14 protein-coding genes are annotated in these 16,606 nt (G+C 38.9%); 2 read left to right on the forward strand and 12 right to left on the reverse strand.

Features of this window, described 5'->3' with window-relative positions; genetic code table 11:
- Window positions 1-69: 69 nt before the first annotated feature.
- The 12 genes from ndk to ACP7BU_RS06735 form a co-directional block, all read right to left on the reverse strand.
- Complete coding sequence (gene ndk / locus ACP7BU_RS06680; RefSeq protein WP_004647460.1) at window positions 70-501, reverse strand: nucleoside-diphosphate kinase; 432 nt, start codon at window positions 499-501, stop codon at window positions 70-72.
- Between the two features lie 110 nt (window positions 502-611).
- Window positions 612-812, reverse strand: a complete 201-nt coding sequence (iscX, locus tag ACP7BU_RS06685; protein WP_004278360.1) for a Fe-S cluster assembly protein IscX — start codon at window positions 810-812, stop codon at window positions 612-614.
- 87 nt (window positions 813-899) lie between these two features.
- The gene (locus ACP7BU_RS06690; protein WP_278357269.1) at window positions 900-1,451 is read right to left on the reverse strand and encodes a phosphatase PAP2 family protein; all 552 of its coding nucleotides are present in this window, start codon (window positions 1,449-1,451) and stop codon (window positions 900-902) included.
- Between the two features lie 20 nt (window positions 1,452-1,471).
- Complete coding sequence (locus ACP7BU_RS06695) at window positions 1,472-2,752, reverse strand: glycosyltransferase family 4 protein (RefSeq protein WP_425879176.1); 1,281 nt, start codon at window positions 2,750-2,752, stop codon at window positions 1,472-1,474.
- 272 nt (window positions 2,753-3,024) lie between these two features.
- The gene (locus ACP7BU_RS06700) at window positions 3,025-3,435 is read right to left on the reverse strand and encodes a hypothetical protein (protein WP_086044098.1); all 411 of its coding nucleotides are present in this window, start codon (window positions 3,433-3,435) and stop codon (window positions 3,025-3,027) included.
- Window positions 3,436-3,445: 10 nt separating this feature from the next.
- Complete coding sequence (locus tag ACP7BU_RS06705; RefSeq protein ID WP_425879173.1) at window positions 3,446-5,776, reverse strand: fimbria/pilus outer membrane usher protein; 2,331 nt, start codon at window positions 5,774-5,776, stop codon at window positions 3,446-3,448.
- Between the two features lie 41 nt (window positions 5,777-5,817).
- Window positions 5,818-6,519, reverse strand: coding sequence for a fimbrial biogenesis chaperone (locus ACP7BU_RS06710; RefSeq protein WP_086044100.1), 702 nt, complete (start codon window positions 6,517-6,519; stop codon window positions 5,818-5,820).
- Between the two features lie 110 nt (window positions 6,520-6,629).
- Window positions 6,630-7,151, reverse strand: coding sequence for a hypothetical protein (locus ACP7BU_RS06715; RefSeq protein ID WP_425879171.1), 522 nt, complete (start codon window positions 7,149-7,151; stop codon window positions 6,630-6,632).
- 876 nt (window positions 7,152-8,027) lie between these two features.
- On the reverse strand, window positions 8,028-8,984 hold the full coding sequence (locus tag ACP7BU_RS06720) for a hypothetical protein (protein WP_425879169.1): 957 nt from the start codon (window positions 8,982-8,984) through the stop codon (window positions 8,028-8,030).
- 294 nt (window positions 8,985-9,278) lie between these two features.
- A complete protein-coding gene (gene ilvC / locus ACP7BU_RS06725; protein ID WP_004278368.1) occupies window positions 9,279-10,295 on the reverse strand; it encodes a ketol-acid reductoisomerase in 1,017 nt (338 codons plus the stop codon).
- 106 nt (window positions 10,296-10,401) lie between these two features.
- Complete coding sequence (ilvN, locus tag ACP7BU_RS06730) at window positions 10,402-10,893, reverse strand: acetolactate synthase small subunit (protein ID WP_004278369.1); 492 nt, start codon at window positions 10,891-10,893, stop codon at window positions 10,402-10,404.
- Entirely contained in the window at window positions 10,890-12,617 is a 1,728-nt protein-coding gene (locus tag ACP7BU_RS06735; protein WP_004278370.1) for an acetolactate synthase 3 large subunit, read from the reverse strand. The genes ilvN and ACP7BU_RS06735 overlap by 4 nt, the downstream gene beginning before the upstream one ends.
- 684 nt (window positions 12,618-13,301) lie before the next feature.
- Here ACP7BU_RS06735 and ACP7BU_RS06740 point away from each other — a divergent pair.
- Window positions 13,302-13,655, forward strand: a complete 354-nt coding sequence (locus tag ACP7BU_RS06740) for a DUF4124 domain-containing protein (protein WP_005250747.1) — start codon at window positions 13,302-13,304, stop codon at window positions 13,653-13,655.
- Between the two features lie 123 nt (window positions 13,656-13,778).
- The gene (gene leuS / locus ACP7BU_RS06745) at window positions 13,779-16,400 is read left to right on the forward strand and encodes a leucine--tRNA ligase (protein WP_425879166.1); all 2,622 of its coding nucleotides are present in this window, start codon (window positions 13,779-13,781) and stop codon (window positions 16,398-16,400) included.
- Window positions 16,401-16,606 lie beyond the last annotated feature (206 nt).

A 16,606-nucleotide genomic window follows, 5' to 3' on the forward strand; every position in this document is an offset into this window, starting at 1 on the left:
AAAGAATTATTCAGAGAATAAAAAAACCAGATAAGTATAATAACACTTATCTGGCTTGAATACTGCGAATTAACGAGTACGTGGAGCAATCTCAGTTTGAGCGAAGAAGTAGTTAACTTCACGATCAGCAGATGCTACAGAGTCAGAACCGTGAGCAGCGTTTTCATCGATGCTTACAGCGAAATCTGCACGGATAGTACCAGGAGCAGCTTCTTTAGGATTCGTCGCACCAAGGATGTCACGGTGAGCAAGAACAGCGTTTTCGCCTTCAAGAACTGAAACAACAACTGGACCAGAAGTCATGAATGCAACTAGGTCAGCAAAGAAACCACGTTCTTTGTGTTCAGCATAGAAGCCTTCAGCTTCAGCTTGAGTCAAATGTTTCATTTTAGTTGCAACAATTTGAAGACCAGCTTTCTCGAAACGAGCAAAGATGTCGCCGATGTGGTTTTTAGCAACTGCGTCTGGTTTAACGATAGATAAAGTACGTTCGATAGCCATGATAGGCTCCTTAAGTCAATTGTTGACATGAAAATTTGGCGCATTATACCGAGATAATGCGCATTTTTCTGCTTTTCATCTGTAAAAAAATGCTTTTTTAAGATGAGGGCTTAGCGTGCCTCATCAATCCATGCCATTTGAATGGCTTCAAGCAGACCTTCAGTCGACTTGGTTGGATCATCTTCAAATTCAGGCAAAGCACATACCCAGGCATGTAAATCAGTAAAACGAATCCACTGCGGGTCCACATCTGGATGCGCTTCGTAGAGTTCAATCGCGATATCGAGAGTGTCAGTCCAACGTAAACCCATCTCTATTTCTCACCATAATTGCTTTGATGCTGTACTTTAACAAATCTGTGAAAATCTGCGAGCCTTTGCCCCGGCTTTCACTTATTTTTACAGCATAATATTCAGATAAGGCGCAGTCAGGACAATGGCAATTGCCATCATGCCACCCAGAATTGCGCCAACCGCCACATCACTTGGATAATGTAATCCCAACACCATTCGGGACACTGCGACCAGAATCGTAAAAGGCAACATCAGCATGAGTAATAAAGGTGCGACATAACCTAAAACGGTGGTTGCCATGACGGCATGCAAGGTATGTCCCGAAGGAAAACTGAAATGATCCAGTGGATGCTCACCCAAACGGATTACCTGATGCACCTGATAAGGACGTGGCCGTACGGTTTTGATTTTAAGCACCTTGTAAATAATGGTACCAATAGTGCTTCCCAAAATCAGATAAACAATCTGCACGGTATAGATCAAGCCTTGCATGATCCAAACCAATATCAGCATGAAATACCAAAATGCACCATTTCCTAAGCGGCTAATCATTTTAAAAAAAGTGGCAATACGGACTGAATGCGAAAAATGATTCAGATAAACACAGCCTTTCAAATCGATTTCTAAAAATTTAATCTTTACATTCTGGAGTTTCACACTGGTGCTCCTTTCTTGTTTTATATCCTGTATTCCTGTTGCTGTACCAGTGAATACAGTGCCTGTTCAAATTGCCGGACTGGATATTGCCAGCCTACTTTTTCGGCTTTTTTACGTGCTTGCGCGCCCATCTGCTGTAATCTTTGCAGATCAGGCAGTCCGAGCATATGCTGGATCAAACCCTGTTGATGTCCAAGTCTGCTCAACCATCCCGTTTCACCATGCTGCACATGCAAGTTTGCACAAGCATAATCATAAGCAATCACTGGCAAGCCACTGGCCATCGCTTCCAATACCACATTTCCAAAGGTTTCAACCTGACTGGCAAAACAAAACACATCAGCACTGGCATACGCCGCTGACAGTTTTTCTCCTGTCAAGCTACCGGTAAAAACAATACTACCATCCTGATTCAGTTGTTGAAGTCGAGTGCGATCCGGCCCATCTCCAACCACTACCAAACGTATATCTTGCTGACGAACTTGGCGCAGCACAAAATAGGTCTTGATCAGCACGTCAATTTCCTTTTCAGGAGAAAGCCGTCCGACATACAACATCACCCGGGTCTCGTTTGAAACTCCCCAAGCATAGCGCAAATCTGGTGATCGCCACTTTGGTGAAAATGTATCTGGATCGACGCCTCTGCCCACAACTGCCAAGGGACAAGTTACACCAAACTGATTTAAGGCTTGAGCCGTGCTTCGACTCGGGACACAGGTCAAATCAGTATTATTATGAAACCACTTTAAATAGCCTTGAATTGGCTTCAGTAAAAAAGCCAAATCAAAAAACCGACTAAATTCCTGAAATGATGAATGGAAACCGCTAGAGACTGGAATTTTATGGAATTTTGCAAGCTGCTGAGCTACCAGACCCAAAGGACCTTCGGTCACGATATGGATAATATCGGGTGTAAAAGTTTCAATAGCTTCATGAATTTTTAGAAATTGCGGTCTACCAAACTGCAAATTGCTATATTTAGGAATGCAATGCGCTTTAACCAGACATTCACTATGCGGTTTAAAATCATTACAGGCTTGTCGTTGTTCTGGACGTATTAATAAAATCTTATGCCCCTGTTTTTGTAATCCTTTACAAAGTTGCAATAAAGCATGGGCAACACCATTGATTTCAGGAGGCCAGGTTTCGGTAACGATAGCAATTTTTAAACGGGACCGTGTCAGATCTTCTAGGACTATTTTGTCATGAATGGCCTGTTTACGTTGTTCTTTTAAATCAAACTGGATTTTGTGAATAACAGGTCGTTGCTCTAATAATTCTGAGATGGAAATTTGTTGCATCTCGCACCTATTCGTTTATATTTTTCACCCAGTATAGAAAGATCTCATGACTATTTGATGAATAAAAATAACTAAAAAAATCCAAAAAATAAATCCTGTAAACCATTGTTTATATTGAGAAATAATTGAATAACAATTATTTCTTAGACTAAAAAGGTATTCACTTTATGTAGATCTTCATTTAATCCCCTCGAAGTTTCTGCATGTTTACTCTACTGCACTGATCTCAGGTTGATTTAAAGTCTTTCAGGTCATTTCCTCATCTCTATGATTTAAAAATTAATATCGACAGAAATCCGATCACGATAAGTTCCAGCTGGAACCCCATTGAAAGGATTCTCTTCGAGTTGAACCGAAACGACATATTTCTGTCTCTGTGAAGCTCCCTGATTTACTCTGACTCCCCATAGCCCACTATTTGCACCACTCAAATTTAATTTGGTACGCAATTTATTAGGACCGTTGGACACATAACTTATCCCGTTGGAACTCACCAGGTTCTGACTATTAAATAAAATTGAATAGCCAGTATCACATGAAATATTAAATGAAGTGGCAGCCTGACTACGCTGATAGCTGGCTAGACGTAATTCTGGAGTGGTAAAACCATCAATCGAGCAATATTGGGCCATGGCTATTTCACTCATACTGAGTGCGGTAATAAATAAAAAGAGCTTTTTCATTTTTCTACTCCTACTTACATAGAGTTTCCAGAATTTGCTTGTCTGAATTCTGGAATTGGTTTTCATTCAGAATGAATTGAGCCTGGCACTGCTGTCCTCTCTTAGTCTTCACTTTGAGGGTGTAAGTACCTGCTTTAAATAGATATAGGTAAACAATACCTTGACTATCAACAAAAGAAGTTTCTGTACTGAGACCATCTACAAGAACCTCAGAGCCTATAACTAAATTATTTTGTTGTGCATCTTTAATTCTTAGCGCAATACGTTTGGTTTTATAGATAGGAAAATTCAGCTTATATCCACGTTGATCCAGACCAATCATTTTTTTAGAAGAGTGTTCAAAAGTTTCTTCCATCGCTAACTGGTTATGGTCAAAAGAAATATCGTAATGGATATAAGGGATGATGTTATGTATAAACATATAGCCTTGATTATTGGTGCTTCCAGCTAGACTCGCTGAGCGATAGATATCAAGATTTGGATGTTGGTCCACCTCAACCAAAGCAAAAGCATTATCAGCATATTTAGTGAATGCCATTTTACCCCCCAACCAGACCAAGGCACCCTCAAACATAGCCTGTGAATTACGACGATCCTCATACTCATCATGAGAAAGTTGTAAATTACCAATACTGGTTTTCCATAAACCATAAGCATTGTAATTCACTTCTTCTTCAGTGCGATTAACCCCCAAAACATAATCAAAACCATTCTGAGTCATCGTTCTGTGACTAAAACTTAAACTCGTTTCATTATCTTCAGTATCGTGATTTAAATAAATTTGACCCTTTTCTTCCCAGTCATAAGATAAGGTGATATTGAAACCATGATCCCCATCATTCCCAAAATCTTTATAAAAGCCAAAATTTGTATATAATTTTTTTGTTAAGCTTTTTGAAGCTCGAATATCAAAAATTTTCTGAGCATCATTACTAAAACCATTTTGCTCATAATAAGATTGATAAATATAACTAAGATTTAATCCATCAATGAATCCCAAATTGGAAAAATTAAAATATAGAATATTTGAGGCTTCAATATTAGAGTCATATATATCACCACTTAAATATTGATATTCCTGAGTAAAATATCGACTATTTATACCAAAGGACCAGTTTCTAAAATCCCGACTCAGGGCTATCGAAGCCGCATATCCTTGTTCATCATTCGCTTTTGTCTGGCTAACTGAAAATGCACTATCCATAAGCAAGTATTTACTTATTCCTTGGGTCCATAAAAAATCAAAATTGCTGACATCTTTACTATATAAAAAATCTCCTCCCAAGGTCATTGAAGAAGTTATACCCCGCCGATAAAACAATTTTGTAAAAAACTCCCGATAATCATCATCGACATAATCATAGTTATATCTAAGTTTACCTAATGAAATATTATATTCGTTCAATTTTGGCTTTAATAATCGACTATTAATATAAACCGGAAAACTCTGGACTGTCCTATTCCCTAAAATATCTTCTACAACAATTTGTGCATCACCCGCCTGATTTAGCATTGCTCCAGCAGGAAGATTATAATTACCAGGGGTCACAGAATCCCGATATAAACGCACCCCATTAATATATAGATCAATTGTTGAGGGTACGCTTGCACTTCCATTTAAAGTAGGCGCATTCCAGTAAACAAAGTCTGGACGATTGGTATAGTTGGTACCAAAGCTTAGCCCCCCAAACCGAAAAGAATTATTTAAACTGCTATAAGGGCTCGTCGTATCTCCCAAGGTAAGTCTTGAAAAGATTTTTGGAAATTCAACATCGAGCGTCGTATTGACACGTAAAAATCCTTCTTCAATATCTTCAGGTTCATTACGATATAAAAAAGCATTTTTTAATAACCAATAATCTTTAAATATCCCAATTTCTGAAAATGTATTAAACTCTTGTTCTGCATCATCTTTATTATAAAATAAACTATAATTAACAAACCCTCCAAAATTCGCTTTCTCGGGATTTTCTACCTCTAATTCATAATGAGTATCTTCAAAATAATTGACTGGAAAGTTAATTTTAATGGCTTGTAAACTATAGTCATCTTCAACTGTTACACCTGGTTGATTCAATAAACAGAACTCCTTCTTGACCAAGTGACGGGGGATCCTTTCAATGTGAATTCCTATTCTGGATAAAGCCTCACACTCAATATACCTCTGCCCTCCATCAGAAAAATGAATTGCTTCAGTTTTATAATCTAAGCCATTTACCCATATATTTACGATGAACATTTCTAGATTGTCTTTCTGCACCGTCTGTTGAACATTTTCAGCATTTACATTTGTTAGCCCCATCCCACACGCGATCATTAGAAGAATTTTAGTGACCTTCATAGCATCATCCTTTTACTATTTATTCTTTTTATAAGCATCTTCTAGGCTTTTACAGGAAATTCCAAATATCCCTCATGGTCTTCCACTTTTATCTTTAATTTCAAATCTCCATTTTCTTTTAATTCTCCAAGTTCAAATTTAATTTTATTTCCACTCAAAATATATTGAACAAAATCTTTTTTCATGAGTTGATTATTTTTACTATCCAATACTATAACTTCAGTAATTTTTGCATGAGATTTAGATAAATTATTTACATTTAAATAAGCCAGTTCATTAATTTTTTGCAGATCTATATTTAATTGTGGTGTAACCTGTTTTCCAGCAAAAAAAGGCAGTGAGAAATTAAATAAAAAATTAATCGAAGAATTATCATCAACTGGTGTTACTTCTTTGAAAATGATCCTCCATGATTGCTGTTGTTCTAAATTTAATGGGGGTTGGCTAAACCCGATACGGACAACTTGTTTACTTTCAGGTTTTAGCTCAAATGTTTTTGGATTAAACAATAAAGTATTATCCTCCAATAGAACATCTTCACCTTTTTCATTTTGCTGCCATTTAAATGCACTAATTTCATATATTTTTGAAGTACTTAATCCTGTACTTTCAATATTAACAGTTGTACTTTTCTGTCTTTTAAAATCTTGAATATAGAGTTGGATAGGACTGAATTTTATTCCCGCTGATAAAGAAAAACTAAACAAAAACAATATAGAAAATCCTATAATTTTTTTAATCATATTTCACTCCTAAACCTAAATATAATTATTATTAATCATAAAAATATTAAAATAGGAGATGTAGTACATCTCCTACTTATTCAAAATGTTATATAAAAAATTTCTTATTATTAGAATCGAACTTCTACGTTATATACACCACGATAAGTACCGGCATCAGCTGCTTCAACCTCACTACCAGCTACTGTAGCTGCTACATCCCAACGATGAGCTTGCCCTTTGGTACTTGACTGAGTGCCATAATAAGCTTTTCCACCACGTGTAGTAGTCACAACTACAGGTACAGAGTTCTCACCATTGCGCAAAGTATTTAGTGGATTAATATTTAATCGATAAGGGGCATTTGTGCTGACATTAAAGAAGCCCGCATCGCTCCAATTACCTCCCGTGGTTTGTGCAAGTGTTAATCGAGGCGTCTCAACATCTAAATCACAATGTCTTGGAACTTCTAAAACAATATCAATTTTTCCGTCACATTTGTCTCCACATCCATGTTTGCCTGGTTTATGAGGTTTATTTGGACCCTGTTGTGGAGGACCACCTCGGTTTGTTTCTGCTGCGTATAGAGCTGTTGAACTAAAACCAAAACCCAGTACGAGTGCTGCCAATGTGGCTTGAGTCATTTTTTTCATGTTTTTCTCCATTTCTTTTTTTAAAAGAATATATTTTTCTTTTATTTTTAACGCTTATATCCCAACTCTTAGAATTCAGAGCTATTTTTCTAAGCGCAGACTCATATTAGTGCGATTATTTTCATTAGCGTACAAAGCTTTAATATTCACAATATAGCCGCCTATATTTTTATAAAATTATCTATCTATATATTTATTTGTTTTATAAGCACTTAGACTTATATATAAATTATTACAAATACGATCCATTTAAAATTATAAGCATTCCATACTTTCACCACACTTCATTTAATAGATAAAAATACCCACAAGACATTGATATAATTATTTTTTCAAATTACTCCATTTAAACTGGAAATAAATCTTACAAATGCTTACAATTTCCAGATACTACCCTTTAAAAAAATTATTTTTTTTATTTTTTATAGTTATTTTTACAGCATCATAAAAGTTTAATATTTTTCAGCTAAACAAACAATTACAATCAAACAACACAAAGCATATATTGAACCTAGAGTATAAAAATGTAACAAAGTAAATAATTAATTTTATAATATTATTAAATTTTAATTACTATTAATTTAATTTATCAATAATTTTAATATTTAATTTCAAAATTTATATTCTAATAAATATTTTTTTGATTGACCTCAAGGTAAAAATAAGTTTAGTGATGTTTATTTCAATATTTTTTAATTGATTTTTTTTAGAGATCGTACAATTACGGTTCAATAACTGATTTATACAAATCAAATAATAAAAAATTGAGTGTGGACATGATCAATAAGAATGAGTTTTTACGCTCTGTCTTATTTTTGGGAGATGAAAAATAAGGCAGGATTTTAGCATATGAATATATCTACGCTTCTTAAACCATCACTCTGCAACTTGCCTTATATGGGAAATATATAAAGGCTTATTCTTCTCACAATACACTTCAATTCCAAACTTTGTGATTAATGCCACCAAAGATGCTACAACCATTGTAGCCCCAAATCCTAAAGTTGTTAGCGAACTAATTACAGTAGTTAAAATATATTTTTTAGTTAGGAAAACTTGCAAACCATTCGTATACCATGCTTTATAAATTTCAGTTTCTGGATTGCACATTGAGTTATACAACACTCTTTTTACTGCATCATAAACAGTTACTCCAACCTCCTTATCTTTAATTTTTTGGTTAGGGCTTGGTAACATTACTCTTTGTGTGAATGGTAATTGTTTTAAAGAATAATCATGCACTACATAAATCAAATCTTTTGTTGACTGAGGTGAAAGCCTGCCTATCTCTGCATAAATTTCATCATCTGATAAAGTTTGAATCATACGTATAGCTTCTCTTTCTACTTCGTCTTGATCAATTGTAAAATCATGAAAACCTGTGAGAGTCGCAATTGCCACTTCTTGATTAAATCGATCAATGATTTCACTATGAAAAATTTTTCGAGTTCGTTCTGTCTTGATAACCATATGATTTTCCAGAACCTCTTTAATATATTTTTTAGCCTTATCAACTTCCTTTAGACGTAAATGGTAGATTGCCAACAATGATATTGTTTCAATATAAATTCTTGTTTTAGGTTTTAATACCTGAATATTGGACTCTAAAATTTTTAAAATTGAGTCAAACTGCCCTAATTCAATTGCTAACTCACATAATTTATTTTTTGATTGAACTAATCTAACAAAATGCTGTGTGGGTCTTAATAATGACTGGAGATCTACCACTATCTCTTTAGCAAATTTTAAATTTTTCTCTAAAATCGCTCTCTCTAATCGAGGTTCTAAGATTCTCAATTTTCTTTTTTGTTCGTCAGATAATACTTTTTTCATTATTTCCCCCTATACCCCCCCGCGTTGGCAAGGTTTTTATAGCATGAAAATCAACCAACTAGAGAATTTATTTGTTTGAATCTAAGGTATGAAAAAATGGAAAAGTACTGTTTTCCCATTTTTAAGGCACGTAAACATAGAAATAAAAAACCCACTCAAATAGAGTGGGTTTTCGCATTCAAATCAAATAATTCGAGAAATTAGTTTTTCTCTTTATCAACGATTTTGTTTGCTTGGATCCAAGGTACGAAAAAAGAGGCAAGCGCTGCTTTCCTCTTTTTAAGGCACGAAACCTTAGTTCTTTTCTTTATCTACAATTTTGTTCGCTTGAATCCAAGGCATCATCGCACGTAACTTGTTACCAGTAACTTCGATACCGTGCGCCGCATTTTGACGACGACGGGCAGTCATAGATGGGTAGTTCAACGCACCTTCTTGAATGAACATCTTCGCGTATTCACCAGATTGAATACGTTTAAGTGCATTACGCATTGCTTCACGAGACTGTTCGTTGATTACTTCAGTACCCGTTACATATTCGCCGTATTCAGCGTTGTTCGATACTGAGTAGTTCATGTCCGCGATACCGCCTTCGAACATTAAGTCAACGATCAATTTAAGTTCGTGTAGACATTCGAAGTATGCCATTTCAGGCGCATAACCAGCTTCAACAAGAGTTTCGAAGCCCATTTTAACCAATTCAACTGCACCACCACAAAGAACTGCTTGCTCACCGAATAGGTCAGTTTCAGTTTCTTCACGGAATGAAGTTTCGATAATACCTGTACGGCCGCCACCTACGCCTGAAGCGTAAGAAAGAGCAACGTTACGCGCATTACCAGAAGCATCTTGGTGAATCGCGATAAGGTCAGGAACACCTGAACCACGTTGGTATTCAGAACGTACGGTGTGACCAGGAGCTTTAGGTGCAACCATGATTACGTCTAAGTCAGCACGTGGAACAACTTGGTTATAAAGAATCGAGAAACCATGAGCAAATGCTAAAGTAGCGCCTTGCTTGATGTTTGGCTCAATTACGTCACGGTAAAGTTGAGATTGGAACTCATCTGGCGTCAAAATCATCACTACGTCAGCTTGTGCTACAGCAGCAGGAACTTCAGCAACTTTAAGACCTGAATTTTCAGCTTTCTTCCAAGAAGCAGAGTTCGCACGTAAACCTACAGTTACGTCAACACCAGAATCTTTCAGGTTAAGCGCATGCGCGTGGCCTTGTGAACCGTAACCAATGATCGCTACTTTCTTAGATTGGATGATAGATAAGTCACAGTCTTTATCGTAAAAAATTTGCATTGCTGTCTCCGCTTAAATGCTTGTTTGTCCGTTAAATCAGGCAATGACCCTTAAATTTACATTGCCTGACCCCCTCTTCTTATTCAGATGAGGAAATACTTAAAATTTAGATGGTGAGTACTTTTTCGCCGCGTGCGATACCTGATACACCTGAACGAACCACTTCTAAAATCGTGTGTTCTGCAAGTGCATCAATAAACGCATCCACTTTTTCAGTAGTCCCTGCGATTTGAATGGTATAGGTCGTTGGTGTTACATCGACAATCTGACCACGGAAAATATCTGCCGTACGTTTGATTTCGTCACGCGATGAACCCAATGCTTTGACTTTAATCAGCATCAATTCACGCTCAATATGTGCACCTTCAGACAGGTCCACCACTTTAACCACCTCAACCAGCTTGTTAAGCTGTTTGGTGATCTGCTCAATCTTGTGATCATCGCCATAGGTGGTCAATGTCAAACGTGAAAGCGTTGGATCTTCAGTCGGAGCAACATTCAATGTTTCGATATTGTAGCCACGCTGTGAAAACAAACCCACTAAACGGGAAAGCGCGCCTGATTCGTTTTCTACGAGTACAGAGATAATATGTCTCATTTCGTGCGCTCCCCTTTCGCCAACCACATATCCTGCATCGACTGACCCGCAATCAACATCGGATAAACGTGCTCGGTACGATCTACCATAACGTTAATAAATACGCACTTGTCGTTAATCGCCATCGCTTCTGCAAGCTTCGACTCTAGCTCATCGGCATGATTAATCTGAATACCGACATGACCATAGGCTTCCATCAGTTTGGCAAAATCAGGCAATGAATCTACATAAGAACTTGAATGACGTCCTTCATAGTTCATATCTTGCCACTGCTTCACCATCCCTAAAGACTGGTTATTCAGGCACAGGATTTTTACATTCAGGCCATATTGCTTACAGGTCGACAGTTCCTGGATACACATCTGAATCGATGCTTCACCGGTGATACACACCACTTGCTGTTCCGGGTATGCAAGCTTCGCAGCCATTGCATACGGCAAGCCTACACCCATGGTGCCTAGACCACCTGAGTTGATCCATTGACGTGGACGTTTGTATTTGTAATACATCGCACCAAACATCTGATGCTGACCGACATCAGAAGTAATGATCGCTTCGCCATTGGTCACTTTATCCAATGCCTGAACCACTTGTTGTGGCTTCATCACGCCATCAACACCCGCTTCAAAACGACCGCCATGAACCTTGCGCCATTCATTGATCTGTTTCCACCATGCCGCAATCGCTTCAGGATTTGGCTTAGAAACATTAAGCTGTTTCAACTGGTTCAACATCTCATTCAGTACAGGCTCTACAGCACCGACAATTGGAATGTGCGCCATAATGGTTTTTGAGATTGTCGCTGGGTCGATATCTATATGAATGACTTTAGCATTTGGACAGAATTTTGCAGGATTGTTGGTCACACGGTCATCGAAACGCGCACCCACACACAGAATTACATCTGCATTGTGCATGGTCATGTTAGCTTCATAAGTACCGTGCATACCCAACATACCGATGAACTGTTCATCATCACCCGGGAATGCGCCAAGACCCATCAAGGTATTGGTCACTGGATAACCCAATAGATGCGCAAGCTCTGTCAATTGTGCTGAAGCATTGCCTTGAACCACACCACCGCCTGAGTAAATAACTGGGCGTTTAGCATGGATCAGTTCTTCAATCGCTTTACGAATTTGACCTGAGTGACCACGGAACGGTGGCTGATACGAACGCATCTTCACTTTTTCTGGGTATTCGTAAGCAAATTTCTCTGCAGGATTGGTCGCATCCTTTGGAATATCAATCACTACAGGACCTGGACGACCTGAAGACGCAATATAGAAGGCTTTCTTGATAATCGCAGGAATTTCGCTGGCATGACGCACCTGGAAGCTATGTTTCACGATAGGACGTGAAATACCGACCATATCGGTTTCCTGAAATGCATCTTCACCAATCAGATGACTCGCAACCTGACCTGACAAAATCACCATCGGGATTGAGTCCATATAGGCCGTTGCAATTGGGGTCACCGTGTTGGTTGCGCCCGGACCTGAAGTCACCAGCACAACACCGGTCTTGCCTGTCACGCGTGAGTAAGCATCGGCCATGTGACCAGCAGCCTGTTCGTGACGTACGAGATAATGATTGATTCTGTCTTGTTGAAATAGCGCATCATAAATATGAAGAACTGCGCCGCCTGGGTATCCAAAAACATGTTCAACGCCTTCGTCCGCTAATGCGCGAACAAGCATTTCACCACCAGATAGAAGTTCCAACGTGATTCACCCTAATATTATTCACTGCACAAATGGAAGGCATTTGCAGTGTTTCATTTGTTAACTGTCTGCACTGTTATAGCACACAAATTTCATAGTTTTCATAGCAATAGGAAAAAAATCTGATCTCTTCGCTGTTCGAGCAATACGAGACCTAAAACATGTTGGGATAAACATATTTTGCTTAGCTTTGTTCAATTTCTCGGCTAGAGAAATCGCCCACTGCATGAAATGACTCTTAGTCGAAGGGTGATCGATCTAAGGCATATAAAACTATTGCAGCATTCTTGTGTTTTCAGGCTTTAAAGTCAAGTTTAAAAAACAGGCAATCTGTACTTATAGCATTCAAATTTGCTGTTTTTAACAGCAATTACTGCTTGCAGCCATTCCCCACCTTCCTACAACCTCAATTAATTTAATATAATTCATATACTTAATAGTTTATTTTTATAAATTTTTAATATGTCTTATATAAAAAAAATGAATGAATTTTTATTAAATCAAAGTAAACTGCTTATTAATAAATTTTGAATATGAAAATTTGTTAATGATTATTTAAATTCAAGCTTGTACTGGTTTTTTTAATTAATAGTGAATAAAACAGATAAAAATCCATCATTTTTACTAAAAAATTATTACAATAATTGCAGTATATTACGCCTAGAAAGACGAGGCCCAAGAACAATGAAAATATCTTTTTTAACCGCCTTCAGTTTGAGTTGCGCAGTTGTTTTGAGCATCTGTAGCACCAGCGCTTCCGCGATCCAGTATCATAAATGGGTCGATGCGAAAGGTGTCACGCATTATACCAAGACGCCACCACCGAAATCTGCGAAAAAAGCCACCACAGTGGATACCTATGGCTGGAAAAATTCAGCACCAGCATCATCTAGAACGACTGAAACTGAAGTTCAAACCGAGAACACACCTCAAGAACAACAGCAACAAGCCCCTCAAGTTCCTGCGAATCAGGACCAGCAACAACGTGAAGCCAACGAAGCCTTGCAGCAATCTAAAAATCGTGCAGTTGCTTTATAAGACACCTCTATATAGAACAGCGTGTTTTTTCTTCGGGAAATGCCGGCGCAAAATTCACTTTTAGGTACATTTTGCGCTATGCTGTGCAACAGACTTTTTTCACCGTAATTCACTGATACGTTTATGACTACTCACATTGATTCCGAATATCAAGCCAGTGCGATTGAGCCTCAAGTCCAACAGGATTGGGAATCTCGCAAAGCCTTTAAAGTTGCCGACACTGTAGAAGGTCCACGTCGTTATATTCTCTCGATGTTCCCTTACCCAAGTGGCAAGCTACATATGGGTCATGTGCGTAACTATACGATTGGTGACGTGATCAGCCGTTTCCATCGCTTAAAAGGTGAAACTGTCCTGCAACCGATGGGTTGGGATGCTTTTGGTCTGCCTGCTGAAAATGCAGCGATTGCGCATCAAGTTGCTCCTGCAAAATGGACCTTTGAAAACATTGATTACATGCGTAATCAGTTGAAAAAGTTAGGTCTTGCAGTGGATTGGGATCGCGAATTCGCAACCTGCACACCAGAATACTACCGCTGGGAACAATGGTTATTCGTTCAGCTTTATAAAAAAGGTTTGATCTACCGTAAACTTTCTACAGTGAACTGGGATCCGGTCGATCAGACTGTTCTTGCCAACGAACAGGTTGAAAATGGTCGCGGCTGGCGTTCAGGTGCATTGGTAGAAAAACGTGATATTCCAATGTACTACTTCCGCATCACTGATTATGCGCAAGAGTTACTGGACGATTTAGACACGCTTAAAGACGGTTGGCCACAACAAGTATTGACCATGCAACGTAACTGGATTGGCCGCTCACAAGGGATGGAAATCACCTTCCCTTCAGCGAATCCAGAAGTTTATGCAGATGGTTTAACAGTCTTCACCACACGTGCCGACACGCTGATGGGCGTAACGTATGTTGCAGTTGCAGCAGAACACCCGATGGCGCTGAAAGCGGCTGAAACAAACCCAGAATTGGGTGCATTCATTGAAGAATGCCGTATGGGTTCTGTGGCAGAAGCGGATCTTGCGACTGCCGAGAAGAAAGGCATGGCAACCGGTCTTTCTGTAAAACACCCTGTCACAGGTGAAGAAGTTCCTGTTTGGATCGCGAACTATGTATTGATGTCTTACGGTTCAGGTGCGGTGATGGCAGTGCCTTCACATGATGAACGTGACTTCGAATTTGCCAATAAATATAGTTTGACCATCAAGCAAGTGATTGATGCCAAAGGCGCAGATGATGCTGAGTTCTCTGAGACAGAGTGGCAAGAATGGTATGGTTCTAAAGAAGGTAAACTGGTTAATTCAGGCGAATTTGACGGTCTAGATTTCCAGGGTGCATACGATGCATTCCTTGCCAAATTAGAACCAACAGGCCTGGCAAGTTCTAAGGTTCAATTCCGTTTACGTGACTGGGGTGTTTCCCGTCAGCGTTATTGGGGTTGTCCAATTCCAATGATTAACTGTCCATCATGTGGTCAAGTGCCAGTACCTGAAGAGCAGCTTCCTGTGGTTCTTCCGACTGACGTTGTTCCAGATGGTTCAGGTAACCCGTTGAACAAAATGCCTGAATTCTACGAAACGTCATGCCCAAGCTGTGGTGGCGATGCTCGTCGTGAAACAGATACGCTAGATACCTTCGTGGAATCATCTTGGTACTATGCACGTTATGCATCTCCAGACTTTACTGATGGCATGGTAAAACCTGAAGCGGGTCAAACTTGGTTACCTGTCAACCAATACATCGGTGGTGTTGAACACGCGATTCTGCATTTGCTTTATGCACGCTTCTTCCACAAATTGATGCGTGATGAAGGCGTGGTACAAGGCAATGAACCATTCACTAACTTGTTAACGCAAGGGATGGTGCTTGCAGATACCTTCTATCGTGAGGCTGAATCTGGCAAGAAAACCTGGTTTAACCCGGCAGATATCGAACTTGAAAAAGACGAAAAAGGCCGTGTGCTTTCTGCAAAATATAAAGAAGATGGCCAGGAAGTTGTGGTTGGTGGTCAGGAAAAAATGTCGAAATCGAAAAATAACGGTATCGACCCACAATCGATTATTGACCAGTACGGCGCAGATACGGCACGTGTATTCATGATGTTTGCTGCACCACCTGATCAATCTCTTGAATGGTCTGATGCTGGTGTTGAAGGTGCAAACCGCTTCTTGAAACGTGTATGGCGTTTGGCGACTGGCTTCCTTGAGCAAGGCAATGCAGCAACTGAATTCGATAAAGCTGCGCTGTCTACTGCTGCGCAAGACTTGCGTCGTAAAACACACGAAACCATCCAAAAAGTGGGTGATGACATCGAGCGTCGTCATGCATTTAACACTGCCATTGCTGCATTGATGGAACTTCTAAACGCGAACAACAAATTTGAAGCCCAAGATGACAATGACGTGGCGGTTGCACGTGAATCGATTACCACGCTGTTAACTTTACTTGCACCATTTGCACCGCATTTAAGCCAGACTTTATTGGCCGAATTTGGCATTGAATTGAATTCAACTTTATTCCCTACGGTAGATGAATCTGCGCTGACACGTAATACACAAACGATTGTGGTTCAAGTCAACGGTAAACTCCGTGGTAAGTTAGAAGTATCAGTCGATGCTTCTAAAGATGATATTTTGGCTCAAGCCAAAGCATTGCCTGAAGTTCAACAATTCTTGACTGGCCCAACCAAGAAAGAAATTGTGGTACCGAATAAATTAGTGAATTTGGTGGTTTAAGTCCTTACATTCCCTCTCCTTTCAGGAGAGGGTTAGGGAGAGGTAAATATATAAACCCTCATCCTAACCTTCTCCCAAAGGGAGAAGGAACTTTATGAAGGATTTCAAAATTCCCAAACAAAGCCCGTTGCCAGCCAACGGGCTTTGACTTTACAATCCAGTTCAGGATTTCAAATATTCCCTTTCGGGAAGCATAGAGGGCAACA

Source organism: Acinetobacter sp. 40AMC3-4, from assembly GCF_049898185.1.
Taxonomy (GTDB): Bacteria; Pseudomonadota; Gammaproteobacteria; order Pseudomonadales; family Moraxellaceae; genus Acinetobacter.